The organism is Klebsiella sp. K5-45, from assembly GCF_030128605.1.
GTDB lineage: Bacteria > Pseudomonadota > Gammaproteobacteria > Enterobacterales > Enterobacteriaceae > Klebsiella > Klebsiella quasipneumoniae.
Window position 1 is genome coordinate 349,800 of sequence record NZ_JAKUZW010000005.1, and the last position, 26,163, is coordinate 375,962.

A 26,163-nucleotide genomic window follows, 5' to 3' on the forward strand; every position below is an offset into this window, starting at 1 on the left:
TCATTAACTATTTATTTACTTATAAATTCAAATGAAAATCGTTATCATTTGGTTATTAAAATAGCCCTCTTCTGTTATTGTTTTATATTCTAAAAATATGTTAAGGTTGCGCCCGTCGTTGGGGAGTAGCCAATTTCCTGCCCGCCAGGAAATGTACGTGTCAACATACTCGTTGCAAAACGTGGCACGTACGGGTTGAAGTGATTCAATCAGGCGAGACCATAGATACATCACTGCTGTACGTATTGCTCAGCCATTGAGCGGCTCCGCGTATATTTACTGGGGGCAGCGATGTGTCATATGGATTATCCCCGGTCAGGACAGGCACATGAATTTATCCGCAACCCTTCTTCTCGCTTTCGGCATGTCTATGGACGCCTTCGCGGCCTCTATTGGCAAAGGCGCCACCCTGCACAAACCCAAATTCTCAGAAGCAGTGCGCACCGGGCTGATTTTTGGCGCTATTGAAACCCTGACGCCGCTGGTCGGCTGGGGACTGGGCATGCTGGCCAGCCAGTTTGTTCTCGAATGGAACCACTGGATTGCCTTTATTCTGCTGGTGTTTCTCGGCGGGCGGATGATCATCGAGGGGTTTCGCGGCGACAGCGACGAGGCGTGCGAGGCGCCTCGCCGGCATGGCTTCTGGCTGCTGGTCACCACCGCCTTCGCCACCAGCCTTGACGCCATGGCGGTCGGCGTCGGCCTGGCCTTCCTGCAGGTCAGCATTGTCACCACCGCGCTGGCGATCGGCTGCGCCACCTTTATCATGTCGACGCTGGGGATCATGGTAGGTCGCTTTATCGGCCCGCTGCTGGGCAAACGGGCCGAAATTCTCGGCGGTATCGTGCTGATTGGCATCGGCAGCGAAATCCTCTGGAGCCATTTCGCCGGTTAAGCTTTACTCCTCGCGCTGCCAGCAATGGATCATAAAATCGGTCTGGCAGCCAAAGGTTGCCTGCTGACGCAGCGCGTCATGCACGTCGGCGTTGGCCCGCCACGCGAAAGGCGTCATCTGCAGCAGGGCCTGCGCTTCACTGCCCGTCAGGGTCATCGGATAAGCCAGCTGCTGCTGAGCAGCCAGGCGGAACCCCGGCATCGCTTCCGTCTTCAGCTCATGCAGGCGGATCTCATCGTAAATCAGCCCTTTCAGCTCCAGCAAATGGCGGGGTCCCGGCGTGGCGGTGATCACCCACCCGCCAGGCCGCACCACTCGCGCCAGCTCACCGGCGTTGCAGGGGGCGTAAATGCGCACTACCGCATCGAAGCTGTTATCGGAGAACGGCAGACGCTGGCTGGAGGCGACGCAAAAATTCACCTGCGGATAGCGTTTTGCCGCCGCGCGGATTGCCGGCTTCGATACGTCCAGCCCCCAGCTGCGGCTGGCGATGGCGGCAAACGCGTGGGTGTAATATCCTTCGCCACAGCCGATATCCAGTAACGCCTGAGGGGCAGCGTGCCGCAGTCGTTCAGCGATAGCGTCCCGCAGCGGCTGATAATGCCCGGCGTCGAGGAACGCCCGACGGGCCTGCATCATCTCAGCGCTGTCGCCGGGATCGCGCGACCGTTTGAACTGCACCGGTAGCAGATTGACGTACCCCTCTTTCGCCAGATCGAACTGGTGCCGCTGCGGGCAGGAATAGTGGTTGTCGCTACGGCTGAGCGGCGCGTGGCAAAGGGGGCAACTGTATGACATGACGGCTCCGGTGTCGCTGAAAGGGCGAAAGTGTAGCGCTATTCGCCCTTGCAGACCACTGTTACAGCGCCGGCGCCAGCGGGTGGCTGTCGTGCATGACGATCAGATTCTCCGCGCCTTGCGGCATACCGTCCGGCATGACGTTCTCCAGCCGCAGGACGTCGCCCATAATCTGGCTGAATACCGGAGCGGAAACGGCCCCGCCGTAATACGAGCCATTGCTGGGATCGTTCATCACTACCACCAGCGCGAACTGCGGACGGCTGGCGGGCGCCACGCCGGCGGTATAGGCCACATATTTATCAATATATTTGCCGTCCGGACCGATCTTCTTCGCCGTCCCCGTTTTTACCGCCACCCGGTAGTCGCGCACCGCCGCCTTGGTGCCGCCTCCGCCCGGGAGCGCCACGCTCTCCATCATATGCTCCACGCTGTGGACAATATTCTCCGGCATTACGCGCGTGCCAATCACTGGCGGGTCGATACGGGTGATCGACAACGGTCGTTCAATGCCGAAGCCGCCGATGGTGGCATAAACGTGTGCCAGCTGGAGCGGAGTCACCATCAAACCATAGCCGAAAGCGAAGGTGGCGCGATCCAGTTGCCCCCAGTAGCGACGATGCGGCATCAGCCCAGCGCTTTCCCCGGTCAACCCCAGCCCCGTCGGCTCGCCGAAACCGAAAGCCGTATAGGTGTCAATCAGATGCTGCACCGGCATGGCCAGCGAGAGATGCGACACGCCGGTATCGCTGGATTTCTGCAGGATCCCGGTCAGGCTCAGCTCCGGATAATAGCCGACATCGCGGATACGGTGGCCGTCAAGGACAAACGGATGGGTGTCCACGACGCTGTCCGGCTGGACAATCCCCTGCTGCAGCGCGGTCATGATCACCAGCGGTTTGACGGTCGACCCCGGCTCGAAGGTATCGCTGATGGCCCGGTTGCGAAAATCATCCAGCGTTGCGGCATCGCGATTGTTTGGATTGAAGTCGGGATAGCTGGCCATCGCCAGGATCTCGCCGGTATCGATTTTGATCAGCACCGCTGCCCCGGACTCGGCTTTATTCCAGCGAACAGCGTTATCGAGGGCATCTTCCGTTACCGTCTGCAGGCGCTCATCGATACTCAGCTGCAGATTATGCGCCGGCACCGGCGGTACTTCGGTAATATTCTCAATCACATTGCCATGTTTATCTTTACGCACCAGACGTCGCCCGGGTTTACCGGTCAACTGGGCGTTGAAGCTTTTCTCCACCCCTTCGATGCCCTGATTATCGACATTGGTAAAGCCCAGCAGATTGGCAGCCACGTGGCCTGCCGGATAGAAACGCCGCGATTCATCACGCAGGTAGACGCCAGGCAGATGCAGTTTATCAATCCACTCCGCCTGCTCGGGATTGATCTGCCGCGCCAGATAGAGAAAGCGGGCATGAGGATGGCTCTGTACCCGCTGGGCCAGTTCCCCGAGGTTGAGATGCAGCGCTTCGGCCATCGCCTGCCAGCGGGGGCCGTAGCCGACGCCGCCTTTCTCCATGGTGGTCTGCGGATCGATCCAGATCGCGCTAACCGGAACGCTCACCGCCAGTGGTCGTCCTTCCCGGTCGGTGATCATCCCCCGCTCAACCGCAACGGGCTCTTCGCGCAGAGAACGCATATCCTCTTGTTTTACCAGATTATCGGGGGAAACAATCTGCAGCCAGCCCACGCGGGCCAATAGCAGTCCCAGACAACCGAGTATGGCCACACAGAGTAACCCGAAGCGAATCGGGGTAAAGCTGGCGGCGGACTTCATTTTTTTGTTTAGCACCATAGCTCCGGCATTGTTTTGCAACCAACTGATTTAACAGAAAATTAGCAAAACAGACTGCTACACAATGCTAATAAAGTTGAGTATTTGCAACAAGACGCGACGAGAGGGGGAAAAATGACATGCTTTGCAATAAAAACGCAAAAGCCCCGCACAGGCGAGGCTTTTATACAAGAAGAGTGGTCTTGTATCAGATAGCAGTTACGTTAACTGCAGCCGGACCTTTCTGGCCGTCCTGAATTTCGAACTCAACGTTCTGGCCTTCAGCCAGAGTTTTGAAGCCGTTACCCTGGATAGCGGAGAAGTGTACGAACACATCTTTGCTGCCATCAGCCGGAGTAATGAAACCAAAACCTTTAGACTCGTTGAACCACTTAACTTGACCTTTAATCTTTGCCATTTGCAAAATTCCTTAGACTGTTTTCTTCGCCTGCTGGCGTTTACATAGATAAAACTGACACATAACTGCATGAGGCACTAATTTAAGGTTCGGCAGAGAAGCGGTATTCAACGACAACGTGTTTACTCAGGACTTCTTTACTGAAAATGCCACACATAAACAGAACTGTACCTCGTTTAACCCGAAAGGTGTTATCACACACTACGTAAATAATGGCAAGCCATTTTTAAACGTGTCTCGATCGTTCGCACAAATTATAAGGTAATCCTTTGATCGCCTGCACATTTATGCGTCTTTGCCGCCCCTGGCAAGGCGCTATGGCGTTTATCAATAACGCCGGAGCGCTGCCTTGTAACTGCAACTTTTTTACCATAGCTCAACAACTTCGCTTCGTCCAGGTATGTCCGTATACGAACTGCCAGTATACGGGCGACTGACGAGCCGTGATGAATATTGATGCGCAAAATTCGTTATAACCCCAGACGAAAAATCGCTAAAGCCAGGCCAGTGTAGTGATAATAAATCCTTTCAGTCGTCTCGCTAAAAATAGTGCTAATTCTGCACCTTAATAATGAAAAAAAGATGACAGCGTCACGTTATCCGACAATAAACGCGGCGGGGATCACTTTATTTACAGCGTGTATAAAAGAGGATAGTGCATTGAGAAAGGAATAATGGAATAAGAATAAGATATTACCGACCGCTATCATGCAGGTGCGCATCATATGATGCACACCTGTCGAGGTACTTAGCGCTCTGCCACCAGGCGGATAAACTCATCCTCCCCTTTCGCCTTACCGGCGACGGTCGGCTCGACCACGTCCTCTTTTTCCGGCGCACTGGCTTCGCACAAGCGACGTAGCAGCGCATTCTGCCGCTTTTGCTGATCCAGCAGAGCCTGCAGCAGTTCTATCTGCTCATTCGCCCGCGAGCTGGCGCGGTTGACGAAGAACCATAACAACAGACCGACAAGCAGCAGCGCCACAGACACGGCCAGCGATGCCAGATTTAAGATCCCAGGATTTAGTAACTCACTCATTTCACCACCTCAAAGAGAAGGCGTTCATTCTACCACCCGCGGCGCAGAAGGAAATCAGTCGTCAGAAAAATGTCTTACCACGGGATAAATTTATTGATAGTGCAAATGCCGCTGAAAAACTGAACATCCTGGTCGCACATTACGTTAAGCATCTGAGTCCACAGCAACAGGCAGCCTGCTATGATGACTATCAGTAAAACCCACCGTAATTTTTTCACTCCACTCTCCGCATCAGTACTTTATGTCGCCAGGATAACACGGCCTTCTTAAACCGCGGCTAACTGTAATACGAAAGGCAAGTTTAGGAATCATCGACTTGTTTCAAAACGTGTTCGTGTCAAAATCACGGCAAGGATCATACAAATAATGAGGCATCAATGCGATTAATCATTCGTACTATTGTGGTCGTGGCTATCTTATGGATTGGCATATTATTAAGCGGCTACGGGGTATTATTCCACAGTGAAGAAAACGTCGGCGGCCTGGGCCTGAAGTGTCAATATCTCACCGCCCGTGGGGTCAGTACCGCACTTTATGTGCATTCCGATAGCGGCGTGATCGGCGTCAGCAGCTGCCCGCTGCTGCGTAAAAGCGCAACCGTCGTGGATAACGGCTAAGATCGAACCGGCGACCGCGACGATAGCGCCGCGGTCGCCGAATGCTTCAGCGCGGTCAGAAGGGGTAGTCGTTGTAGCCCATCTGTTCAGAAATCTTGCGCGCCGCCTGGTGCAGCATCGCCACATATTCATGCAAACGTTCTTCAGAGAACCGTAAGGTCGGGAAAGAGATACTCAACCCGGCGATGACTACGCCGAAACGGTCGAATACCGGTACCCCAATGCAGCGTAGCCCCTCTTCCTGCTCTTCGTTATCTTCGCCGTACCCCTGCTCGCGAACGCCATCCAGCACCTTCAGCAACTCAGCGGTACTGGTGATGGTCCGCTCGGTGCTGCGTTTATACTCCACGCCGTCAAGGATCTGCTCCACTTCGCTGCGGTCGCGCCACGCCAGCAGTACCTTGCCAATCGCGGTGCTGTACAGCGGATTGCGACGGCCGATACGAGAGTACATCCGCAGGTTATACATCGAATCAATCTTGTGAATATAAACAATACTGTCTTCATCCAGCGCGCCGAGATGGATAGTCTCTTTCGTCAGTCGGGAAAGTTCCCGCATCTGAATATCGGCGCTGCGCACCAGGTCGACGTTCTGCAGCGCGCGCGCCCCCAGCTCGAACAGTTTGAGCGTGAGGGAGTATTTCTCAGACTCTCCCTCCTGCGCCACATAGCCCAGTGATTTCATGGTCTGTAAAAAGCGATAAACGGTGCTTTTCGACATCATGACGCGCTGGGACAGTTCGGTAATGCCAATTTCACGCTCTTCACCCAGCGCCTGCAGGATGCCGAAAACCTTCAATACCGAAGAGACAGAATCTGGCTGTTTATCCAAATCTGCACCTGCCATTTATCACCTCGTCGTAACTGTTTTATAAAATTTAGAACCGGTTTTTATTATAAATTCGCCGCCTCTGCGCCGCAATCATTCTTCTGCCACTTCGTTACAAATCTGCGACATACGGCGGAATAATCAATGCTAAACTCATCATTCAAAAAACCGTTTCATTTAAGACTCATTTTCACCATGGATAAAAACTCTTCCGATGGCGTGCCGCTGCCGCAGCGCTATGGCGCCATTCTGACCATTGTGCTTGGGCTGACCATGGCCGTGCTCGACGGGGCCATCGCCAACGTCGCGCTGCCGACCATCGCCAGCGATCTTAACGCCTCGCCGGCGGCTTCAATCTGGATCGTTAACGCCTACCAAATTGCCATTGTGATCGCCCTGCTACCGCTCTCTTTCCTCGGCGACATGGTCGGCTATCGTCGTATCTATAAGATAGGCCTGGTGGTGTTTATCTTTACCTCGCTGGCCTGCGCCCTGTCGCGCAGCCTCGAAATGCTAACCTTCGCCCGCGTCGCCCAGGGGCTGGGCGGCGCCGCGCTGATGAGCGTAAACACCGCGTTGATCCGCCTGATTTATCCGCAGCGCTTTCTCGGTCGTGGCATGGGTATCAACTCCTTTGTCGTCGCCGTCTCTTCGGCGGCAGGCCCGACGATAGCCGCTGCGATCCTCTCCCTCGCCTCATGGCAATGGCTGTTTTTAATTAACGTGCCTCTCGGCATCGTCGCCTTACTCCTGGCGATGCGCTTTCTGCCGCCCAACATCGCGCGCAGCAAAATCGTCCGCTTCGATTTGCCGAGCGCCATCATGAACGCGCTGACCTTCGGGCTGTTGATCTCCGCCCTGAGCGGTTTCGCCCAGGGCCAGTCCACTCAGCTGGTGCTGGCGGAGGTCGCCGCTATGCTGGTGGTGGGCTTTTTCTTCGTTCGCCGTCAGGTCACGATGCCCGTCCCGCTGCTGCCGGTCGATCTGCTTCGCATCCCGCTCTTCTCCCTCTCTATTTGCACCTCCATCTGCTCTTTCTGTGCGCAAATGCTGGCGATGGTCTCTCTGCCCTTCTTCCTGCAAACAATGATCGGGCGCAGCGAAGTGGAGACCGGCCTGCTGCTGACGCCGTGGCCGCTGGCAACGATGGTGATGGCGCCGCTGGCCGGTTATTTAATTGAAAAATGCCATGCGGGGTTGCTGGGGGCCATTGGGCTGCTGGTTATGGCCTGCGGCCTGTTCGGCCTGGCGCTGCTTCCGGCGTCGCCCAGCGATCTGGATATTATCTGGCGTATGGCGCTGTGCGGCGCCGGCTTCGGGCTGTTCCAGTCGCCAAACAACCACACCATTGTCGCCTCGGCCCCGAGCCATCGCAGCGGCGGCGCCAGCGGCATGCTGGGTACCGCTCGCCTGCTCGGCCAGAGCACCGGCGCCGCGCTGGTGGCCCTTTTATTCAACCTGCTCGGCAACAGCGGCACCCACACCGCCCTGCTGCTGGCCGGCATCCTGGCGACCGTCGCTGCGCTGATTAGCGGTCTGCGCGTCACTCAGCCGCGCGCAGCCTGACGATTAAGGACAAAAAAAATCCGCAGCCTTCGGGCTGCGGATTTTTATTTTCAGCGTCAGATTGACGGACTATTTCAGATATTCTCCGCTACGCAGCGCTTCAATACGCTTGTCCAGCGGCGGGTGGGTCATAAACAGCTCGCTCATGGACTTCGCTTTACCGTTGATGCAGAACGCCATCATGCTGCTGGCTTCCTGCGGCTCATAGCTGGTTTTCAGGCGCTGCAGGGCGGCAATCATCTTCTCGCGGCCCACCAGACGCGCCGAGCCGGCATCAGCATGGAATTCGCGATAACGAGAGAACCACATGGTGATAATGCTGGCCAGAATACCGAACACCAGCTCCAGCACCGTGGCGACGGCGAAGTAGATCAGCGGGTTGCCATTGCTGCTCTCGCCTTCATCTTCCCGGTTGCCGCCGAGGAAGCCGGCCGCAATCTGCGCGATAACGCGGGAGATAAAGATAACGAAGGTGTTCACCACCCCCTGAATCAGAGTCATGGTGACCATATCGCCATTGGCGATGTGGCTGATTTCATGGGCGATGACCGCTTCCGCTTCATCACGGCTCATGTTTTGCAACAGCCCGGTACTGACAGCGACCAGCGAGGCGTCGCGACGCGCACCGGTAGCGAAGGCGTTGATGTCAGGGGCGTGATAGATAGCCACCTGCGGCATGGCAATGCCCGCCTGCTGCGCCTGCTGCGCAATGGTGTTCATCAGCCAGCGTTCCGTTTCGTTGCGCGGCTGCTCGATCACTTCCCCACCCACAGACTTCAGCGCCATCCATTTCGACATCATCAGCGAAACGATAGAACCACCGAAGCCGAACAGCAGGGCCATAATCAACAGACCGGTCATGCTGCTGGATTGGATCCCCGTGAGGCTTAACACCAGCCCGAACACGACCATCACTGCCAGGTTCGTCAGCAGGAAAAGCGCGATTCGCATCATAATTTTCTTTTTACCTCAATTTAACAAAACGCACTATGCGATTACCCACATCGTATGGGTCAGGCTGCAATTTTCAACCATCAGCCCCCGCTAAGTCACGATAAAAACACAACTTTACATTTTGTAGCATCTTGCTGACAGCGGCAGAGCAGGTTGACATTTTGTTAGATGAGCTGAATGGCGATGACAAAGGGCATAAAAAAAACGGGCACCTCTCAGGGTGCCCGTTGGCGACTTATTGGCTGGCCGGCGGTTCCACCGCCGGGCGCGCTTTTTCGAGATGGGCGAGGTCTACCGCGATATGGACCGTCTCATCAAGATACGGATCCGGCTCCTGGTAATCCTTCGGCAAATCGTCCAGTTTTTTCAGCGGCGGTTTGCCTTCGCGTTTCAGGCGATCGTTAATCCGCGCCAGACGAATCGCATCATCCTCTTCGTTCTCTTTTTCACGCTGAGCGTAGTTCAGAGAGACAATGTTACGTTTGTCCTTCATCGCGTTATAACGGGCAATATCCTTCATGATGTACTGGAACTCAGGATTCTGGGCAATACGCTCGTCGTGGCGCTTGAGCAGTTCCGGTCCAAATGGGGTCAGATCCCCGGACTTCACGTAGGTGGCCGCGTTGATGCTATCCCACGGCAGCGCGTTGTCTTCATACTGCTCGCCGGTTTCGCGATCTTCATTGCCGGTTGGCATCATGATATCCGGCGTAACGCCTTTGCGCTGAGTACTGCCGCCGTTAATGCGGTAGAACTTCTGGATAGTGTACTGCACGGAACCTAACGCCGGCCAGTCCGGACGCAGCATCTGATCGTAGATACGATTCAACGAGCGATACTGCTGTACGGTACCTTTACCGAAGGTCGGCTCGCCAACGATCAGCGCGCGGCCATAATCCTGCATTGCGGCGGCAAAGATCTCAGACGCCGAGGCGCTAAAGCGGTCAACCAGCACCACCAGCGGCCCTTTGTAATAGACTACGCCATCGTTATCGCTGTCTTCGCGCACCTTGCCATTGTTATCCCGCACCTGCACCACCGGGCCGGACGGAATAAACAGCCCCGACAGCGATACCGCTTCGGTCAGCGCCCCGCCGCCGTTGCTGCGCAGATCGATAACGATGCTACTGACGTTCTGTTTTTCCAGCTTCTGCAGCTGCACCTTCACGTCATCGGTCAGGCCAACGTAAAAGCCCGGGATATCCAGCACGCCGACTTTTTCTTTACCAACGGTTTTCACCGACATCTTCACCGCGCGATCTTCCAAACGGATGCGCTCGCGGGTCAGGGTGACGATACGCGTCTTGGCCCCTTTGCCGGCCGGCAGGATCTCAAGGCGAACCTTGCTGCCCTTCGGCCCTTTAATTAGCGCCACGACGTCATCCAGACGCCAGCCAATGACATCGACCATCGACTTCCCGGTCTGGCCGACGCCAACGATGCGGTCGCCGACGCTGATCGCTTTGCTCTTCGCAGCCGGACCACCGGCCACCAGCGAATTAATCACCGTGTAGTCATCATCCATCTGCAGCACAGCGCCGATCCCTTCGAGTGAGAGACTCATCTCGGTGTTGAACTGCTCGGTATTGCGCGGCGACAGATAGTTGGTGTGCGGGTCGATTTCGCGGGCGAAGGCGGTCATCGCCAGCGAGAAGACATCCTCGCTGTTGGTTTGCGCCAGACGACGGATAGCGAACTTGTAGCGACGGGTTAAGGTGTCGCGGATCTCTTTATCGTCTTTTCCCGCCAGCTTCAGGCTTAACTGGTCAAATTTAACCTTGGCGTCCCACAGCTTGTTCAGCTCGGCCTCGTCTTTCGGCCACGGCGCTTTGGAGCGGTCAAGGTTGAAATTGTCGTTGCCGGTAAAGTCCATCGGACGTTCCAGCACCTTCAAAGCATACTGATAGCGCTCGAAGCGGCGCTGCTGCGCCAGGTTGTAGAGGTCGTAGAAGACATCCAGTTTCCCGGTGCGCAGTTCGTCGCCGATTTGGTCTTTTTTCGCCGCGAACTTCGCCACATCGCTGGCCAGCAGCACATTATGGCTGTAGTCCAGCAGGTTCAGATAACGGTCAAAAATTTTTGCCGAGAAGGCGTTGTCGAGATCGAACTGACGGTAGTGAGAGCGGGTAAAGCGCGACGTCACGCGCTCGCTCACCGTCGCGTGCTGCGGCTCTTCTTTCAGCACGGGGATTTGATCTGCACGGGTTATTTCATCAACAGCGAAAGCATGGCCTGCTATTGCCAGCAGGCCCGCAAGCGCGGTGATTTTAAAAAATGTGTTCATGCCTGGCCCGGCCTCCGTTTCAGAACACCAGGTGTTCTGCGCGTACAATCATTGACATACCAGAAGTCAGCTGTACACGAACGCCATCTTTGGTGATTTCCAGAACGGTGGCGTCCATTGCGTTATTGCCTGCTTTTACCTTCAGCGCCTGGCCGACGGTCAGAACGGAAACATCCGATACCGGAGTAAGACGCTCTTCACGCGGAGCTTTGGCCGCAACAGGACGCGGTTTACGCTGTTCAGCGCCCTCTTTACGACGCGGCTGCTGAGGACGCGGTTTACGCTCGCGGCGAACGCCTTCATCCGGCTGGCCTGCAGCGGCAGCGGCCTCGCGTTTTTTCGCCTGCTGGGCAGCGCGCTGCGCCTGAACGCGAGCTTTCGCTTCTTCCAGCTGCTGACGCGCATGGGCAATGTGCTGCTCTTCCAGTTCGCCGCACGGGTTGCCGTCCAGGTCAACGCGGATAGCGCCGGCTTTTACGCCGTAGAGATAGCGCCAGCTCGAGGTATAGAGACGTAATGCAGCGCGAAGCTGGGTTTTGCTGAGATTCATCTCACCACCCACTCGCTCAACGAGATCCTGAAAAATTCCGATTTTCAGGGGGCGCGCTTCGCCTTCAGCGCTGAAGCACTGAGGGAAACGTTCGGCCAGAAAGGCGATAACTTCTTTACTGCTATTCAACTTAGGTTGATTTTCCATGAAATTTCCTGATTACAACGGACGTAGCCAACAAGCCGCAGGCATGAACAGGCGACATTATAATGACGTCCTCGCTAAATGCTACGTTATCCGTTGATTATCCCACGACACGGGTAAAGATTTTTTGATAATCAGTGGCCGCGATAAGTTTTTCCAGATGTTCGACCAGTGTGCGCAACCCCTGCTCATCTTCAGCAGTGAAGCGGCCGTAAGCCGGACTGTCGATATCCAGCACGCCGATAATCTGGTCGTTCACGCGCAGGGGGAAGACAATTTCCGAATTACTGGCGGCATCGCAGGCAATGTGGCCGTCAAAGGCGTGGACGTCCTCGACGCGCTGCACCTGGGCTTGCGCCACCGCCGCGCCGCATACGCCGCGCCCAACCGGGATCCGGACGCAGGCCAGTTTGCCCTGGAACGGCCCCAGCACCAGGGTATCGCCTTCCAGAAGATAGAAACCGGCCCAGTTGACCTCGCCCAGTCGTTCAAACAGCAGCGCGCTGGTATTAGCGATCATCGCCAGAAAACTGGTTTCACCTGCCATTAATGCCTGGAAATCGCGGTTCAAATCCGCGTAAAATTCTGTTTTGCTCATTATATCTTCACTTGGTTGTCTTACTGCCTGATACGTACAGCCTACTAAAATAAGCATTAAATGCGCTTGGGCTCAAGATGAATTCATTCATAGGTTAAGATAGTGAGATACATTCATTCCTGTACGTAATAAATGCCGATAAAAACACCCACCCTTAAGCCTGCGAATAAGATGGTCGTGCATGCCGTCAGCACGCCGCTTCCCTATGCGCATTATCAGCGCTGTACGCAGTGTGACATGCTGTTCCGCTTACCGGTGCTCAAACGCAACCAAAGCGCCTGGTGTCCACGCTGTAACGCGAAGGTGCGCGATGGCCGCGACTGGTCGCTGACCCGTCTGGGCAGCATGGCCCTGGCCATGCTGCTGTTAATGCCCTTTGCCTGGTCCGAACCCCTGCTGCGCCTTCACCTGCTGGGGGTTCGCATTGACGCCAACGTCCTGCAGGGGATTTGGCAGATGACCGCGCAGGGCGACCCGCTTACCGCCGCGATGGTGCTGTTTTGCGCGGTGGTCGCCCCGGTACTGCTGGTGGTCTCGATTAGCTATCTGTGGCTGGGCAACGTGCTGGGGATGAACCTGCGCCCGGTGCTGCTGATGCTCGATAAGCTCAAGGAGTGGGTGATGCTGGATATCTATCTGGTGGGCATCGGCGTCGCCTCCATCAAGGTGCAGGATTACGCCTTTCTGCAGCCCGGCATCGGCCTGGTGGCGTTTATCTCCCTGACGCTGCTGAGCATCCTGACGCTTATCCATATGAACGTCGAAGAGCTATGGGAGCGCTTCTATCCCGAACGGCCGGCGACCCGCGCCGATAACAATCTGCAGGTGTGCACCGGCTGCCACTACACCGGCTACCGCGACGCCCGCGGCCGCTGCCGACGCTGCCACACGCCGCTGCACCATCGCCGTCCGCAGAGCCTGCAGCGCAGCTGGGCGGCGCTGATTGCCTCGCTGGTTTTCCTCCTACCGGCCAACCTGCTGCCGATCTCTATCATCTACGTCAACGGCGCGCGCCAGGAAGACACCATCCTTTCCGGGATCATCTCCCTCGCCAGCAGCAATATCGCCATTGCCGGCGTGGTATTTATCGCCAGTATTTTGGTGCCATTCACCAAAGTTATAGTGTTATTTACCCTGCTGCTCAGCATACAATTCAAGTGCGAGCAGGGGCTGCGCACCCGCATCCTGCTGCTGCGGCTGATAACCTGGATTGGCCGCTGGTCGATGCTGGATCTGTTTGTTATCTCACTCACCATGTCGCTCATTAATCGCGATCAGCTCCTCGCCTTTACGATGGGGCCGGCCGCGGTTTACTTTGGCGGCGCGGTAATTTTAACTATTCTTGCAGTTGAATGGCTGGACAGCCGCTTACTTTGGGACGCACATGAGTCAGGAAACGCCCGCTTCGCAGACTGAAGCCAGAATAAAAACCAAACGTCGTATCTCGCCATTCTGGCTGTTGCCGGTCATCGCGCTGCTGATTGCCGCCTGGCTCATCTGGACCATCTTTGACGACCGCGGATCGACGATTACTATCGATTTCCAGTCTGCTAACGGCATCGTGCCGGGGCGGACGCCTATCCGCTATCAGGGGGTGGAAGTCGGTACCGTCCAGGATATTAGTCTCAGTAAAGACCTGAGCAAGATTGAAGTTTCCGCCAGCATCAAGCGCGATATGAAAGAGGCGCTGCGCAAAGATACGCAGTTCTGGCTGGTCACGCCGAAAGCCTCTCTGGCCGGCGTGTCGGGCCTTGATGCGCTGGTGGGCGGGAACTATATCGGCATGATGCCGGGCAAGGGCGAACCCGAAGATCACTTCGTCGCCCTCGACACTCAGCCAAAATACCGTATCAACAACGGCGAGCTGATGATCCACCTGCAGGCGCCCGACCTTGGCTCTCTGAGCAGCGGCTCGCTGGTCTACTTCCGTAAGATCCCGGTCGGGCGGGTGTATGACTTCACGCTGAATGATAATAATCAGGGGGTCACCATTGATGTGCTGATCGAGCGCCGGTTCACCAACCTGGTGAAAAAAGGCAGCCGTTTCTGGAACGTCTCGGGGATCAAAGCCGATGTTGGCCTGAGCGGGGCCAAAGTGCAGCTGGAGAACCTTTCCGCGCTGGTGAACGGTGCCATCGCCTTTGACTCCCCTGCCGATTCGCAGGTCGCGTCGCAAAACGATGACTATCATCTGTATGAAGACCTGGCGCACAGCCAGCGCGGGGTAGTGGTGACCCTTGACCTGCCTGACGGCGACGGCCTGAAAGCGGGCTCGACGCCGCTGATGTATCAGGGGCTGGAAGTGGGCCAGTTAAGCAAACTGAATCTTAACCCCGGCGGCAAAGTCACTGGCGAGATGACCGTCGATCCGAGCGTGGTGACCCTGCTGCGGGAGAAAACGTTGATTCAGATGAAGAAGCCGAAGATCTCCCTCGATAACCCCAGCGTCAGCGCCCTGCTCACCGGCAATACCTTTGAACTGGTGCCCGGCGAAGGCGAGCCGCGTAATCACTTCTCCGTCATGCCAGCGGATAAAGCGCTGCTGGAGGAGCCCAATGTCGCCACCGTCACCCTTTCGGCGCCGGAGAGCTACGGGATCGACGGCGGCCAGCCGCTGGTGCTTCACGGAGTGAAAGTCGGCCAGGTGCTGGAGCGCAAGCTGACGGCCAAAGGGGTAACCTTCCAGGTGGCGATTGCCCCGGAATACCGCGATCTGATTCGCGGCGACAGCAAGTTTGTGGTGAACAGTCGTCTGGACGTCAAAGTGGGACTTGATGGCGTGCAGGTGCTGGGCGCCAGCGCCAGCGAATGGGTGAACGGCGGGATCCGGGTGATCCCGGGTGAAAAAGGCGAAATGCAGAGCAGCTATCCGCTGTACGCCAACCTCGAAAAGGCGCAGGAAAACAGCCTGAGCGAAGTGCCGACCACCACCCTGAGCCTCTCCGCTGAGACGCTGCCTGACGTTCAGGCTGGCTCGGTGGTGCTGTATCGTAAATTCGCCGTCGGCGAGATCATCGCCGTGAAACCGCGCAAAGACGCTTTCGATATCGATCTGCATATCAAGCCGGAATACCGCTACCTGCTGACCAACAACAGCGTCTTCTGGGCGGAAGGGGGTGCGAAGGTTAAACTTGACGGCAACGGACTCACCGTTCAGGCCTCGCCGCTGGCCCGCGCCATAAAAGGGGCGATCAGTTTCGATAACCTCAACGGCAGCAGCGCCAATGCGCGGCTGAATAACAAACGTATCCTTTACGCTTCTGAAACGGCGGCGCGCGCCGTGGGCGGCCAGATCACCCTGCATGCGTTCGACGCCGGGAAGATGGCGGCCGGGATGCCGATTCGCTATCTCGGCATCGATATCGGTCAGATCCAGTCGCTGGAGCTGATCACCGCCAAAAACGAGGTGCAGGCGAAAGCCGTGCTTTATCCGGAATACGTCGGCACGTTTGCCCGCGCCGGGACCCGCTTCTCGGTGATCACCCCGCAGATCTCCGCCGCGGGCGTGGAGCATCTCGACACCCTGTTCCAGTCCTATATTAACGTTGAGCCCGGACGCGGCCCGGCGCGCCGCGACTTTGAGATCCAGGATACGACGATCAGCGACTCGCGCTATATCGACGGCCTGAATATCGTGGTGGAAGCGCCGGAGGCCGGATCGCTCGGCATCGGTACGCCGGTGCTGTTCCGCGGCCTGGAAGTCGGGACGGTGACCGGTCTGTCGCTGGGATCGATGTCTGACCGGGTCATGGTTAAGATGCGCATCAGCAAGCGCTACCAGTACCTGGTGCGCAATAACTCGGTGTTCTGGCTGGCCTCGGGTTACAGCCTCGACTTCGGCCTGGTTGGCGGCGTGGTGAAAACCGGGACCTTCAATCAGTTTATCCGCGGCGGGATCGCCTTTGCCACGCCGCCGGGTACGCCGCTGGCGCCGAAGGCCCAGGACGGCAAGCACTTCCTGCTGCTGGAGAGCGAGCCGAAAGAGTGGCGGGAGTGGGGCACCGCCCTGCCGCAGTAATCCTCGCCTCCCCTTCTCCCGCCCCGGCAAACGCCGGGCGCGGGCAGACACAAACCTCACGCCCCGGTGTCCTGCACCGGGGCGTTTGTGCTAAACTGCGCACCCTTTTTTTCTGTGGTGCGCTGCCTGTGGCCGAAAATACTGTCTATTTCCCTGAAGCGTTTCTTGCTCAAATGCGCGCGGCGATGCCGGCGCACCTCTCTTTCGACGAATTTATCGCCGCCTGTCAGCGCCCGCTACGCCGAAGTATTCGCGTCAATACGCTGAAAATCAGCGTCGATGATTTTCTCTCTCTGGTCGCCCCCTATGGTTGGCAGCTGACGCCGGTCCCCTGGTGCGAGGAGGGATTCTGGATCGAGCGGGACGACGACGACGCGCTGCCGCTGGGCAGCACCGCCGAACATCTCAGCGGTCTGTTCTATATACAGGAAGCAAGCTCAATGCTGCCGGTCGCCGCCCTGTTCGCCGATAACCCGCAGCCTGAACGAGTCATGGACGTTGCTGCCGCTCCGGGGTCGAAAACCACCCAGATCGCCGCCCGGATGGGCAATGCGGGCGGCATCCTGGCGAATGAGTTCTCCGCCAGCCGGGTGAAAGTGCTGCATGCCAACATCAGCCGCTGCGGCATCAGCAACGTCGCCCTGACCCATTTCGACGGCCGGGTGTTCGGCGCGGCATTGCCCGAAGCTTTCGACGCCGTTCTGCTTGATGCCCCCTGCTCCGGCGAAGGGGTGGTACGCAAAGATGCGGACGCGCTGAAAAACTGGTCGCCGGAGAGCAACCTCGACATCGCCGCCACCCAGCGCGAGCTTATCGACAGCGCTTTCCATGCCCTGCGCCCCGGCGGGACGCTGGTCTATTCGACCTGCACCCTTAACCGCGAAGAAAATCAGTCCGTCATTCACTGGCTGCTGTCCCGCTACCCGCAGGCGGTGGCGATCCAGCCGCTGGGAGAGCTGTTTCCCGGCGCGGCCGATGCCTTAACCGCCGAGGGATTTCTGCATGTCTTCCCGCAGATCTTCGATTGTGAAGGCTTCTTTGTCGCCCGCTTGCGCAAGACGGCGTCGATCGATCCGCTCCCGGCGCCGGGCTACAAGGTCGGCAAGTTCCCGTTTGCGCCGCTGAAGGGCCGGGAGGCCGCCGCGGCGACCGCCGCCGCCCGCGCTGTCGGGCTGGAATGGGACGCGAGCCACACGCTGTGGCAACGGGATAAAGAGCTGTGGCTGTTTCCGCAGTCTATGGAGCCTCTGTTTGGTCAGGTGCGGTTTTCGCGCATTGGCGTGCGTCTGGCGGAACTGCACAATAAGGGTTACCGCTGGCAGCATGAGGCGGTTATTGCCTTTGCCGCGCCGCAGCGCGCCTTCGAGCTGACGCTGGAGGAAGCGGAGGAATGGTATCGCGGACGCGACGTCTATCCGCAAACCCCGCCAGCGCAGGATGAAGCCATTGTCACCTTCCAGGGCGTGCCGCTGGGCCTGGCCAAGCGCGTCGGCTCCCGTCTGAAGAACAGTTACCCGCGCGAGCTGGTACGCGATGGGAAACTTTTTGCCGGCAAGGTGTGACGCCGCGCAAAAAATACGCACTTTTTGACTGGCGGTTTTCCCCCCATTGACTACGCTGAAAAATGACGGCCGCAACTGGTCGTACCACAACTCAGCTAAAAAAATGGGGTGAAGCGATGAGTAAAACCAATGTCCGCATCGGCGCGTTTGAGATAGACGATGCCGAACTGCATGGTGAACATCAGGGTGAGCGAACGTTAAGCATTCCCTGCAAATCCGATCCAGATTTATGTATGCAGCTTGACGCCTGGGATGCCGACACCAGCGTTCCCGCGATTCTCAATGGTGAACATTCCGTCCTCTACCGTAAACATTACGACCGCCAGTCCGATGCCTGGGTCATGCGCCTTGCCTGACGCCAATGAACCCGTCGCCTGAGACGGGTTATTTATTTCCCCGTCCCGCCGTCATCCCCTACACTAAACAGTATGTCCCCCCGAACATGAGGCCAGGATGTTTGCCTTAGTGTTGTTTATTTGCTATCTGGATGGCGGCTGCGAGGACATTGTGGTGGACGTCTACCGCGAGGAAACGCAGTGCCTGGTGGCAATGGAAGATCAGCGGATCCGCCACGGCGGCTGCTACCCGATAGAAGATTTTATTGACGGCTTCTGGCAACCCGCCAGCGAATACAGTGACTTTTAGTCTGCCGACTGCAGCGCCACCAGCGTCAGCGTGCCGCCGAACACAGCGCCGGTGTCAATATAGTGTTGATTGTCGGAGTCATAACGCGCGCGAAGCGGCGTATGGCCAAACCAGAAATGGTCAGCCCCGGCGATAGCGCCATGACGCCCGGCCAGATGTTCACTCAGACGATGGCGGCTCCACAGGACCCGCTGGGGATCCACCGGCTGCTGCCAGCGATAGACCGGCGCCGGATAATCGGCATGGGCGATCACATGCCGCACTTTTGCGCACTCCACTTCAATAATCAACGGCAGCCGCTGACAGCGCGCCAGCAGGCGATCGACGTCATCCCGCTGCCGCACGTTGCTCCGGGCGTACCAGTCGCCGCCGTTCATCTGCCAGAGCGTCATATCTCCGCTCTCAAGCGCCTCGAGCGCCATCTGCTCATGATTCCCGCGCACGGCCCGGAACCAGCGGCTGCGCAACAGGCCGAGACAGTCAGCGCTTTGCGGCCCGCGATCGATCAGATCGCCCACCGAGATCAGCAGATCGGCCCAGGGATCAAAGCGCAGTCGGCGCAGGCGCGCCATCAGCAGCGCAAAGCAGCCATGCAGATCGCCCATCAGCCAGATATTACGCCAGTCTCTGCCATTAATACGCTGATACATATAATTACCTCTCTGCTGTAATTATAGGTAATTCCAGCTTATAGCCGCTGTTTTTTATTTACACCTCAATCGATTTTAAACAAACGGCAAATATAGTCGGCCAGAGGATTAAGCTTATCAGCGCCTCGTTTTAAAATAGCAGGAAATAACAACGAGGTGTTTATCGTGACAGACAATAGCCTGCATTCATCCAGCGTGCTTACGCCGCGCTCGCATCTCATTGCCGATCTGGTGATGGGTAGATTAACACCCGCACCTATATGGCGGCAGAAAAATTACCGCTTTAAATTTCTGCTGCGCACGGCATTATTTTATAGCCCGACCAAAGCGATGCTGGAGGCGCTGAGCGCTCGTGACGATTTTAACCAGCTGCTGGCGGCGCAGACGACGCTGCCGGGGAAAGTGCACCGTCAATATCTAACGCGCGATCTCAACGCCTGGCAGCGGGCGATGGCGGTAATAAGCCATTATCGCTATGTCGATACCCTGCGCGGTTCCCGGCTGGCGCATGCCATGACCGCGGTGTGCGAGGTCCCGTTGCTGACGCTCAATGGAAAGGAAGAGCGCCAGTTTTCCCTCTCGGCCTCTTCGGCCGGGAAGGCCGAGCGTGAGGGTGAAACCACCCTGTGGCTGCGCGACAGCGATCATACCCTGCTGGCCAGCGCCACCTTCAGCGTGACCTGGGATGGCGAAGCCTGGCAACTGATCATCGGCGGCTTGCAGGGACCGCGACGCCACGTTTCTCATGAGGTGATCAAGCAGGCGACCCGCGCCTGCTACGGTCTGTTCCCGAAGCGCCTGCTGCTGGAGTTTATCTGGCTGCTGGCCGCTCGCAGCCATATCGCAGCGATTTACGGCGTTAGCGATAATGGCCATGTGTTTCGCGCCCTGCGCTATCGCCTGAGCAAGGGGCGCCATTTCCACGCCAGCTACGACGAATTCTGGCAATCCATCGACGGCAAGCCGGAAAGCCCCTGGCGCTGGCAGCTACCGCTGCGTCTGGAAAGAAAACCGCTGGAGAGCATCGCCAGTAAAAAACGGGCCGAATACCGGCGTCGATTCCAGCTGCTGGATCAGCTGGCGGAGCAGGTGGCAATATTGACGCAGCCACTGCCGGGCGAGTAATTTCACGATCAGTGAACTCGTCCCGTCACGCGGCGTTTGCTTATTATGTGCTTATTTCGCTACTATCATGGTCCCCGCAGACCACTGGATAGTCGTTAGCATGATGAGTAAAACCGAAATTTTCCTGCTGATTATTCTCGCGGTCGTCCTGCTGGGCAGCATATGGTTTATTTTCAGCGATGAAATTTGGCTTCTACTCTGCTATCTGGAAAGTCAGATATTTCCCACCTTCAGCGTTCCGGAATAATACCGGACGCTCGGAACTACGCCCCTCAATATTATTTCCCGCCCTTTCGTGGGGCGCGGACGGCTAATCGCATGAATTGCCAAATCAATAAGGTTTTGTTTATTCTATTTATCATACAAATATGTATACTAGCAGCCTTCCGATGTTGGCCCGCCAGTTAACCTGCACGCCGGGCCTGTTTAGGTGCAGGTTTTTTCTTTTCCTCTCCCCTCGCTTACGGTTCCGCCTTCCCCATACCGTTCTTCCGCAGGATGCAATTTGTGTGTAAATGAATTGTGTATGCTAAAAACGGTGTGCTATAACGGGACATCCAGAGGCCAGCCTGGTGATTGACTGAATTGACTGACAGGATGTCGCTGGTGATCGCGAAAGCAGACAGATTAAGATAAAAAGAGACCGAATACGATTCCTGTATTCGGTCCAGGGAAATGGCTCTTGGGAGAGAGCCGTGCGCTAAAAGTTGGCATTAATGCAGGCTAAGTCGCCTTGCACTATAAGAATAGTTTAACGCGTCAGCTTTTCCAGTCTGCGGCCAATGTGGCCGAATAATTCCTGGAAAAGTGGGCGCTGCCAGCCAAAAAACCGCCACTGCCGTTGTCCGGCAAGGGCGGTTTTTTTTATGCTATTACAGCGAGATAGCGCGAAAATCTAGCAGAGCTTCTGCGCGCGCTCGATAAACGGCGCGAGGCTCATTTTTTGCCCCGGGTGCTGCGGATCGTCGATCTGGATCACTGAGATCGGCTGGGCGGTGGTTTTGCCGGCTTTGACCTGCTGCTCAGCCACCTCATTGAGCGGATACTGGACCAGGGTGCTCGGGTTGATAGCGTAAAGGGCATTGCCCGGACGACAGGTCAACATCACCTCTTCACGGTTGAACGCCCAGCTCTCCTTCCCTACCTCAAAGCGGCTCACGGTGATAATTTGCGGCGCCGCCAGTGCAGCGCCGGAGCTTGCCAGTAACAACATGGTCAGAACAATTTTTTTCATGATTTTGCCAGTTAATTCAATAAGGTTCCCAGGTGGCAAACAGACTGACGGCCAGCAGCGCCAGCGCGCCCAGCCCTATCTCAGCCTGCGTGGTTCGCAGGATCAGACTTTCCGCCCGCGAACCGCTTGCCGACATGCGCGGTACCAGAACATACCTGTTCACTAACGCAATTACCACCATCCCGGCCACCAGCGCACATTTGATCAACAGCAGACGTCCCCAGGGCGATGCGCCAATCATCCCTCCCTGGATCAACAGCGCATTGATCGCCCCGCTGGCAAGGGTGCCGGCGACGGCCAGATGCCCGTAACGTGAAAAGCGCGCCATGGTATAGACCGCGGCCTGCCGCCAGCGCCCCTGCGCCAGGCGCAGGCAATAGATAAAGGGCAACAGGCCGCCGAACCAGCTGGCAACGCAGAAGAGGTGGACAGCATGATTAGTCCGCTGCAGGGCGCCGAGTAAACCATCATGCATGGCGGCATGCCCTACCCCAGCGGAAAGCAGCAGCTGGGCCGCCAGCAGGGCCACCAGCTGGCGAGCGCCATGTCGGGGACGGATCCACACTACGGCGAGGGCGATCCACGCCAGCAGGATCTGCCAAATCCACACCCCGCCGAAGCGGGTGCCCGCCACCGCCTGCCAGACGGCGGGTTGCCAGACATCTGCCCAGCCGTCGCCCATCAATCCCCCCTGCAGCAGATACAGCGCCAGGGTAGAGAGGGCGCCGATCAGCAGCAGCGGGCGCAGCAGCGGATAGAAGCGCAGCATCAGTACGCGTCGCAGCGGCACCGGCGCCCACCAGGCGCCATACAGCACGCAGCCAAAAGCCAGCATCAGGGTGATAAAGTGCCCAAAGCGCAGAGTAATGTAGAGCCCGGTCAGCATCGCTTACTTCACGCTAAAGGTGTATTGCCCTTTGGTTTTATGGCCATCCACTGAGACCACATGCCAAGCCACAGTGTATTCTCCCGGCGGCAAGGTTTCCGCTACAGGCACGGTGACCTGGGCGGGGTTGTCGGCGCTGCGGGTCAGTTTGCCGGTGGCTACCGCATGCTGCTGTGGACCGGTGACGGTCACGCCGCTGAACGCGGGTTCAATGCCTTCGGAGAAACTGAGCGTCAACGTCTGCGGGGAGGCCGCCAGCTGCGCTCCGGCGGCGGGGATCTGCTGCTGCAGGTGAGCGTGGGCGAGCGCGCCCGCCGCGGTTAATAGCCCGGCAAACGCAACGGAGAGGCGCAATGCGCGTCCAGCAAGAAGTCGCATATTCGTCATTCCCTTTTGTTATGTCTGTAGCACAGAGAATAACCCTGTATAATGGCAGAGTCGAGCCGGGCGTCAGGCCCTGACCGGGTTTACAAGCAGAGTGGAGTGTATGATGGAAAGAAATCTGGCCAAAATTTCGCAAGATGAGATGGATAAAGTTAACGTCGATCTCGCCGCCGCCGGCGTCGCCTTTAAAGAGCGGTATAATATGCCGGTGGTCGCTGATTTGGTCGAGCGTGAACAGCCCGCCCATCTGCGCGACTGGTTCCGCGAACGGCTGATCGCCCATCGGCTGGCCTCCGTTTCACTGTCCCGCCTGCCCTGGGAGCCGAAACAGAAATAATGCCTACTTGCCTCCTCGCCGTCGGTTGGCAAGCCCGGCCAATTACTTTACGCTTATTGTTTTGCTCTGGAGCGAGCCATGCTGCGCGTCATTGATACCGAAACCTGCGGACTGCAGGGGGGCATCGTTGAAATCGCCTCGGTCGACATTGTCGACGGGCAAATCACCAATCCCATGAGTCATCTGGTGCGTCCTGACCGCCCCATCAGCCCGCAGGCGATGGCTATCCACCGGATTACCGAAGAGATGGTCGCCGATAAGCCGTGGATTGAGGAGATTATTCCGCACTATCATGGCAGCCCGTGGTACGTCGCGCATAACGCCAGCTTCGATCGTCGGGTGCTACCGGAGATGCATGGCGAGTGGATCTGTACGATGAAGCTGGCCCGCCGGCTGTGGCCGGGGATCAAATACAGTAATATGGGGCTCTATAAATCACGCAAGCTGAACGTGGCCACGCCGCCGGGGCTGCATCACCACCGGGCGCTGTATGACTGCTATATCACCGCTGCGCTGCTGCTGGATATCATCAACGTTTCCGGCTGGACGCCTGACGAAATGGCCGATATCACAGGTCGGCCGGCGCTGCTCACCACCTTTACCTTCGGCAAATATCGCGGTAAAGCCGTCGCCGAGATTGCTGAAAACGATCCAGGCTATCTGCGCTGGTTATTCAACAATCTCGACCGCATGAGCCCCGAACTGCGCCTCACGCTCAAGCATTACCTTGGGGAATAGCCCCTACACTGCCGCTTTCCCCGGCAGTGTCCCCTGCGCCAGGGCGATGAAAAAGGCGTACTCCAGCGCCACCCCCTCATAGCTTTTAAAACGCCCGGACTTTCCGCCATGCCCGGAGTCCATATCGGTGCAAAGCAGCAGCAGGTTATCGTCGGTTTTCAGTTCACGCAGTTTTGCCACCCACTTCGCCGGCTCCCAGTATTGCACCTGGGAATCGTGCAGCCCGGTGGTCACCAGCATATGCGGATACGCCTGCGCCTTCACGCCGTCGTAGGGGCTGTAGCTTTTCATGTAGTGGTAATAGGTTTCATCCTGCGGGTTCCCCCACTCTTCAAATTCGCCGGTCGTCAGCGGAATGGTTTCATCCAGCATCGTGGTTACCACGTCGACGAACGGCACCTGGGCTATCACGCCGTGGAACAGCTCTGGACGCTCGTTAACGGCCACCCCCATCAGCATCCCGCCGGCGCTGCCGCCCATGCCATAGCAGAGCCGCGGGTCGCCGTACCCCTGAGCCAGCAGCGCGTCGCAGACGTCGAGATAGTCGTTAAAGGTATTTTTCTTACACAGGAATTTACCGTCCTCATACCACTGCTGACCCAGCTCGCCGCCGCCGCGGACATGGGCGATGGCGTAGACAAAGCCGCGGTTGAGCAGGCTCAGCCGACTGGCGCTGAAATCGGCATCGATACTCTCGCCATACGAGCCATAGCCATAGACCAGCAGCGGATTGCTCCCTTTACGAAAATGGTCGCGATGGTAGACCAGCGAGACCGGGACTTCGACGCCATCGCGGGCGGTCACCCACAGGTGCTCGCTCTGATAGCAGCGGGTGTCCAGCCCCTTCACCTCCTGCTGCTTGATCACCCGTCGTTCGCCGGTATCCATATCCAGTTCAAACAGGGTGTCGGGCGTCGTCATCGAGGAGTAGCCGTAGCGCAGGCGCGACGTTTCGGGCTCCGGATTATAGGCAAGCCAGGTGACATAGGCCGGATCGTCAAAGGCGATCCCCACCACCTCCCGGGTCTTGCGGTTAATCTGCCGCAGACTGGTCAGGCCGCGCTGACGCTCCTCGACGACCAGCCAGTCGGTAAACAGGGTAAATCCTTCAAGCATCACGTCGTGACGCGGCGGGATCAGCGTGGTCCACTGATCTTCATCGCGTAGCACGGTACGATAGAGACCAAAATTCTTCCCGTCCCGGTTGGATCGCAGATAGAAGGCGTGCTGATAGTGATCGAGGCTATATTCATGATCTTTACGCCGCGGCAGGAAGCAGACCGGCTCAGCGTCTGGCAGTTCGGCGTTGAGCAGCAGTACTTCGCTGGTGGTGGCGCTGGAGAGATAAATCACCACGAACTGCTGGGATGTGGTTTTATGCACGCTGACGTAGAAGGTCTCATCTTTTTCCTCGTAGACCAGCACGTCGCTCTGCGCCGGCGTCCCGACGGTGTGGCGCCAGACCTGATAAGGAAGCAGCGTGGTGGGATGTTTACGCACGTACCACACAAAGCGTGAATCGTTGCTCCAGGCAAAGCCGGAGGTGACATTTTCCAGGGTCTCCGGATACCACTCGCCGTTGCTGAGGTCGCAAAAACGCAGACCGTACTGGCGACGGGAGAGATAATCTTCCGCCACCGCCATCAACTGGTTGTTGGGCGCAATACCCAGCCCGCCCAGGGTGTAAAACTCGCTCTTTGCCGCCCGCTGGTTGGCATCAAGCAGGATCTCCCACTCGTCCCACTCTTCTTTCAGCACCGACTGTCGCTGGTAGATAGCGTATTCGCAGCCCGGCTCATACACCTGCCGGTAGCGAAAGCCGTTTTTACTATAGGGGGCAGAGACTTCCCGCTGCGGAATGCGGTCGATAATCTCTTTCAGCAGACGCTCCTGCAGGCTGAGCTGCGAATCCATCACTTGCTTGCCGTAGGCGTTTTCCGCGTGCAGATATTCCAGCACATCAGGCCGCGCGCGTTCATCGTCGCGCAGCCAGTAATAGTTATCGATGCGTGTATCGCCATGCAAGGTCATGGCGTGAGGGATCCGTTTGGCTTTAGGTGGCATGTTATTCTTCTGCTGCTTTTTCGTGACACAAGAGCATTC

General features: G+C 57.3%; 26 protein-coding genes and 2 pseudogenes. 12 read left to right on the forward strand and 16 right to left on the reverse strand.

Annotated features, from left to right (window positions below; all coding sequences use genetic code 11):
* Positions 1 to 328 precede the first annotated feature (328 nt).
* A complete protein-coding gene (gene mntP / locus MKS11_RS13340; protein ID WP_017900206.1) occupies positions 329 to 895 on the forward strand; it encodes a manganese efflux pump MntP in 567 nt (188 codons plus the stop codon).
* A gap of 3 nt (positions 896 to 898) precedes the next feature.
* Here mntP and rlmA read toward each other — a convergent pair whose 3' ends face one another.
* From rlmA to mgrB, 6 genes and pseudogenes are all read right to left on the reverse strand, one after another.
* Positions 899 to 1,693 carry a 23S rRNA (guanine(745)-N(1))-methyltransferase gene (rlmA, locus tag MKS11_RS13345; RefSeq protein ID WP_048324825.1) on the reverse strand — a complete coding sequence of 265 codons (795 nt, stop codon included), beginning with the start codon at positions 1,691 to 1,693 and terminating at the stop codon, positions 899 to 901.
* Between the two features lie 61 nt (positions 1,694 to 1,754).
* Positions 1,755 to 3,503 (reverse strand): peptidoglycan glycosyltransferase FtsI, encoded by a 1,749-nt coding sequence (ftsI, locus tag MKS11_RS13350; RefSeq protein ID WP_004203364.1) that lies wholly within the window; start codon positions 3,501 to 3,503, stop codon positions 1,755 to 1,757.
* A gap of 187 nt (positions 3,504 to 3,690) precedes the next feature.
* Positions 3,691 to 3,900 carry a transcription antiterminator/RNA stability regulator CspE gene (gene cspE / locus MKS11_RS13355; RefSeq protein WP_001062678.1) on the reverse strand — a complete coding sequence of 70 codons (210 nt, stop codon included), beginning with the start codon at positions 3,898 to 3,900 and terminating at the stop codon, positions 3,691 to 3,693.
* An 85-nt stretch (positions 3,901 to 3,985) separates the two neighbouring features.
* Positions 3,986 to 4,057, reverse strand: a pseudogene (locus tag MKS11_RS13360) (DUF2627 domain-containing protein); the annotation flags it as partial.
* Between the two features lie 591 nt (positions 4,058 to 4,648).
* Positions 4,649 to 4,939 (reverse strand): YebO family protein, encoded by a 291-nt coding sequence (locus tag MKS11_RS13365; protein ID WP_004203366.1) that lies wholly within the window; start codon positions 4,937 to 4,939, stop codon positions 4,649 to 4,651.
* Between the two features lie 74 nt (positions 4,940 to 5,013).
* A complete protein-coding gene (mgrB, locus tag MKS11_RS13370; protein ID WP_002911375.1) occupies positions 5,014 to 5,157 on the reverse strand; it encodes a PhoP/PhoQ regulator MgrB in 144 nt (47 codons plus the stop codon).
* A 159-nt stretch (positions 5,158 to 5,316) separates the two neighbouring features.
* Here mgrB and MKS11_RS13375 point away from each other — a divergent pair, with 159 nt between their 5' ends.
* Positions 5,317 to 5,556 carry a YobH family protein gene (locus tag MKS11_RS13375; RefSeq protein WP_284109590.1) on the forward strand — a complete coding sequence of 80 codons (240 nt, stop codon included), beginning with the start codon at positions 5,317 to 5,319 and terminating at the stop codon, positions 5,554 to 5,556.
* 55 nt (positions 5,557 to 5,611) lie between these two features.
* On the opposite strand, the gene kdgR is transcribed toward MKS11_RS13375, so the two are convergent.
* A complete protein-coding gene (gene kdgR / locus MKS11_RS13380; RefSeq protein ID WP_004203369.1) occupies positions 5,612 to 6,403 on the reverse strand; it encodes a DNA-binding transcriptional regulator KdgR in 792 nt (263 codons plus the stop codon).
* Between the two features lie 177 nt (positions 6,404 to 6,580).
* Between kdgR and MKS11_RS13385 the strand changes: the two genes are divergently transcribed.
* The gene (locus tag MKS11_RS13385) at positions 6,581 to 7,951 is read left to right on the forward strand and encodes an MFS transporter (RefSeq protein WP_087771329.1); all 1,371 of its coding nucleotides are present in this window, start codon (positions 6,581 to 6,583) and stop codon (positions 7,949 to 7,951) included.
* A 69-nt stretch (positions 7,952 to 8,020) separates the two neighbouring features.
* On the opposite strand, the gene htpX is transcribed toward MKS11_RS13385, so the two are convergent.
* From htpX to MKS11_RS13405, 4 genes and pseudogenes are all read right to left on the reverse strand, one after another.
* On the reverse strand, positions 8,021 to 8,905 hold the full coding sequence (gene htpX / locus MKS11_RS13390) for a protease HtpX (protein WP_284109591.1): 885 nt from the start codon (positions 8,903 to 8,905) through the stop codon (positions 8,021 to 8,023).
* Positions 8,906 to 9,140: 235 nt separating this feature from the next.
* Complete coding sequence (prc, locus tag MKS11_RS13395; RefSeq protein ID WP_080846935.1) at positions 9,141 to 11,189, reverse strand: carboxy terminal-processing peptidase; 2,049 nt, start codon at positions 11,187 to 11,189, stop codon at positions 9,141 to 9,143.
* 19 nt (positions 11,190 to 11,208) lie between these two features.
* Positions 11,209 to 11,886 carry an RNA chaperone ProQ gene (gene proQ / locus MKS11_RS13400; protein ID WP_004203375.1) on the reverse strand — a complete coding sequence of 226 codons (678 nt, stop codon included), beginning with the start codon at positions 11,884 to 11,886 and terminating at the stop codon, positions 11,209 to 11,211.
* A gap of 81 nt (positions 11,887 to 11,967) precedes the next feature.
* Positions 11,968 to 12,481: pseudogene (locus tag MKS11_RS13405) on the reverse strand (GAF domain-containing protein).
* Positions 12,482 to 12,613: 132 nt separating this feature from the next.
* Here MKS11_RS13405 and yebS point away from each other — a divergent pair.
* The 5 genes from yebS to MKS11_RS13430 all read left to right on the forward strand — a co-directional run bounded on the left by yebS (position 12,614) and on the right by MKS11_RS13430 (position 18,706).
* Entirely contained in the window at positions 12,614 to 13,897 is a 1,284-nt protein-coding gene (gene yebS, locus MKS11_RS13410) for a membrane integrity lipid transport subunit YebS (protein ID WP_004203379.1), read from the forward strand.
* On the forward strand, positions 13,866 to 16,499 hold the full coding sequence (locus tag MKS11_RS13415; RefSeq protein WP_284109592.1) for a PqiB family protein: 2,634 nt from the start codon (positions 13,866 to 13,868) through the stop codon (positions 16,497 to 16,499). The genes yebS and MKS11_RS13415 overlap by 32 nt, the downstream gene beginning before the upstream one ends.
* A 128-nt stretch (positions 16,500 to 16,627) precedes the next feature.
* Entirely contained in the window at positions 16,628 to 18,061 is a 1,434-nt protein-coding gene (gene rsmF / locus MKS11_RS13420) for a 16S rRNA (cytosine(1407)-C(5))-methyltransferase RsmF (RefSeq protein ID WP_065802960.1), read from the forward strand.
* A gap of 116 nt (positions 18,062 to 18,177) precedes the next feature.
* A complete protein-coding gene (locus MKS11_RS13425) occupies positions 18,178 to 18,417 on the forward strand; it encodes a YebV family protein (RefSeq protein ID WP_002911393.1) in 240 nt (79 codons plus the stop codon).
* 97 nt (positions 18,418 to 18,514) lie between these two features.
* Positions 18,515 to 18,706 carry a YebW family protein gene (locus MKS11_RS13430; RefSeq protein WP_002911395.1) on the forward strand — a complete coding sequence of 64 codons (192 nt, stop codon included), beginning with the start codon at positions 18,515 to 18,517 and terminating at the stop codon, positions 18,704 to 18,706.
* Here MKS11_RS13430 and pphA read toward each other — a convergent pair.
* Complete coding sequence (gene pphA / locus MKS11_RS13435) at positions 18,703 to 19,356, reverse strand: protein-serine/threonine phosphatase (RefSeq protein WP_053810193.1); 654 nt, start codon at positions 19,354 to 19,356, stop codon at positions 18,703 to 18,705. The genes MKS11_RS13430 and pphA overlap by 4 nt on opposite strands.
* 156 nt (positions 19,357 to 19,512) lie before the next feature.
* Between pphA and MKS11_RS13440 the strand changes: the two genes are divergently transcribed.
* Positions 19,513 to 20,481, forward strand: a complete 969-nt coding sequence (locus MKS11_RS13440; protein ID WP_122543197.1) for a VirK/YbjX family protein — start codon at positions 19,513 to 19,515, stop codon at positions 20,479 to 20,481.
* A 103-nt stretch (positions 20,482 to 20,584) separates the two neighbouring features.
* Positions 20,585 to 20,728, forward strand: a complete 144-nt coding sequence (locus MKS11_RS13445) for an Ecr family regulatory small membrane protein (protein ID WP_032425946.1) — start codon at positions 20,585 to 20,587, stop codon at positions 20,726 to 20,728.
* 648 nt (positions 20,729 to 21,376) lie between these two features.
* On the opposite strand, the gene MKS11_RS13450 is transcribed toward MKS11_RS13445, so the two are convergent.
* From MKS11_RS13450 to yobA, 3 genes are read right to left on the reverse strand one after another with little or no spacing between them, the layout of a single operon-like run.
* Positions 21,377 to 21,715 (reverse strand): YebY family protein, encoded by a 339-nt coding sequence (locus MKS11_RS13450; protein WP_002911404.1) that lies wholly within the window; start codon positions 21,713 to 21,715, stop codon positions 21,377 to 21,379.
* Between the two features lie 16 nt (positions 21,716 to 21,731).
* A complete protein-coding gene (copD, locus tag MKS11_RS13455; RefSeq protein WP_004203385.1) occupies positions 21,732 to 22,601 on the reverse strand; it encodes a copper homeostasis membrane protein CopD in 870 nt (289 codons plus the stop codon).
* A 3-nt stretch (positions 22,602 to 22,604) separates the two neighbouring features.
* Positions 22,605 to 22,979 (reverse strand): CopC domain-containing protein YobA, encoded by a 375-nt coding sequence (yobA, locus tag MKS11_RS13460; protein WP_004203386.1) that lies wholly within the window; start codon positions 22,977 to 22,979, stop codon positions 22,605 to 22,607.
* Between the two features lie 112 nt (positions 22,980 to 23,091).
* Between yobA and MKS11_RS13465 the strand changes: the two genes are divergently transcribed.
* Both MKS11_RS13465 and exoX read left to right on the forward strand, forming a co-directional pair.
* Positions 23,092 to 23,322: a DNA polymerase III subunit theta gene (locus tag MKS11_RS13465; RefSeq protein ID WP_002911406.1), complete on the forward strand. Its 231-nt coding sequence runs from the start codon at positions 23,092 to 23,094 to the stop codon at positions 23,320 to 23,322.
* 78 nt (positions 23,323 to 23,400) lie between these two features.
* Positions 23,401 to 24,060, forward strand: a complete 660-nt coding sequence (exoX, locus tag MKS11_RS13470; protein ID WP_004203387.1) for an exodeoxyribonuclease X — start codon at positions 23,401 to 23,403, stop codon at positions 24,058 to 24,060.
* Positions 24,061 to 24,063: 3 nt separating this feature from the next.
* Here exoX and ptrB read toward each other — a convergent pair whose 3' ends face one another.
* A complete protein-coding gene (gene ptrB / locus MKS11_RS13475; protein WP_065904503.1) occupies positions 24,064 to 26,124 on the reverse strand; it encodes an oligopeptidase B in 2,061 nt (686 codons plus the stop codon).
* Between the last annotated feature and the right edge of the window lie 39 nt (positions 26,125 to 26,163).

What these genes read in the sequence shown, in the direction of transcription:
- MKS11_RS13365 (WP_004203366.1), bottom strand. Translation starts at nt 4,939, where the DNA reads ATGAGTGAGTTACTAAATCCTGGGATCTTAAATCTGGCATCGCTGGCC.
- MKS11_RS13375 (WP_284109590.1), top strand. Translation starts at nt 5,317, where the DNA reads ATGCGATTAATCATTCGTACTATTGTGGTCGTGGCTATCTTATGGATT.
- yebS (WP_004203379.1), top strand. Translation starts at nt 12,614, where the DNA reads ATGCCGATAAAAACACCCACCCTTAAGCCTGCGAATAAGATGGTCGTG.
- mntP (WP_017900206.1), top strand. Translation starts at nt 329, where the DNA reads ATGAATTTATCCGCAACCCTTCTTCTCGCTTTCGGCATGTCTATGGAC.
- MKS11_RS13415 (WP_284109592.1), top strand. Translation starts at nt 13,866, where the DNA reads ATGAGTCAGGAAACGCCCGCTTCGCAGACTGAAGCCAGAATAAAAACC.
- ptrB (WP_065904503.1), bottom strand. Translation starts at nt 26,124, where the DNA reads ATGCCACCTAAAGCCAAACGGATCCCTCACGCCATGACCTTGCATGGC.
- kdgR (WP_004203369.1), bottom strand. Translation starts at nt 6,403, where the DNA reads ATGGCAGGTGCAGATTTGGATAAACAGCCAGATTCTGTCTCTTCGGTA.
- copD (WP_004203385.1), bottom strand. Translation starts at nt 22,601, where the DNA reads ATGCTGACCGGGCTCTACATTACTCTGCGCTTTGGGCACTTTATCACC.
- yobA (WP_004203386.1), bottom strand. Translation starts at nt 22,979, where the DNA reads ATGCGACTTCTTGCTGGACGCGCATTGCGCCTCTCCGTTGCGTTTGCC.
- MKS11_RS13385 (WP_087771329.1), top strand. Translation starts at nt 6,581, where the DNA reads ATGGATAAAAACTCTTCCGATGGCGTGCCGCTGCCGCAGCGCTATGGC.
- exoX (WP_004203387.1), top strand. Translation starts at nt 23,401, where the DNA reads ATGCTGCGCGTCATTGATACCGAAACCTGCGGACTGCAGGGGGGCATC.
- proQ (WP_004203375.1), bottom strand. Translation starts at nt 11,886, where the DNA reads ATGGAAAATCAACCTAAGTTGAATAGCAGTAAAGAAGTTATCGCCTTT.
- prc (WP_080846935.1), bottom strand. Translation starts at nt 11,189, where the DNA reads ATGAACACATTTTTTAAAATCACCGCGCTTGCGGGCCTGCTGGCAATA.
- MKS11_RS13445 (WP_032425946.1), top strand. Translation starts at nt 20,585, where the DNA reads ATGAGTAAAACCGAAATTTTCCTGCTGATTATTCTCGCGGTCGTCCTG.
- pphA (WP_053810193.1), bottom strand. Translation starts at nt 19,356, where the DNA reads ATGTATCAGCGTATTAATGGCAGAGACTGGCGTAATATCTGGCTGATG.
- cspE (WP_001062678.1), bottom strand. Translation starts at nt 3,900, where the DNA reads ATGGCAAAGATTAAAGGTCAAGTTAAGTGGTTCAACGAGTCTAAAGGT.
- rlmA (WP_048324825.1), bottom strand. Translation starts at nt 1,693, where the DNA reads ATGTCATACAGTTGCCCCCTTTGCCACGCGCCGCTCAGCCGTAGCGAC.
- MKS11_RS13465 (WP_002911406.1), top strand. Translation starts at nt 23,092, where the DNA reads ATGGAAAGAAATCTGGCCAAAATTTCGCAAGATGAGATGGATAAAGTT.
- MKS11_RS13430 (WP_002911395.1), top strand. Translation starts at nt 18,515, where the DNA reads ATGTTTGCCTTAGTGTTGTTTATTTGCTATCTGGATGGCGGCTGCGAG.
- htpX (WP_284109591.1), bottom strand. Translation starts at nt 8,905, where the DNA reads ATGATGCGAATCGCGCTTTTCCTGCTGACGAACCTGGCAGTGATGGTC.
- MKS11_RS13450 (WP_002911404.1), bottom strand. Translation starts at nt 21,715, where the DNA reads ATGAAAAAAATTGTTCTGACCATGTTGTTACTGGCAAGCTCCGGCGCT.
- ftsI (WP_004203364.1), bottom strand. Translation starts at nt 3,503, where the DNA reads ATGGTGCTAAACAAAAAAATGAAGTCCGCCGCCAGCTTTACCCCGATT.
- MKS11_RS13425 (WP_002911393.1), top strand. Translation starts at nt 18,178, where the DNA reads ATGAGTAAAACCAATGTCCGCATCGGCGCGTTTGAGATAGACGATGCC.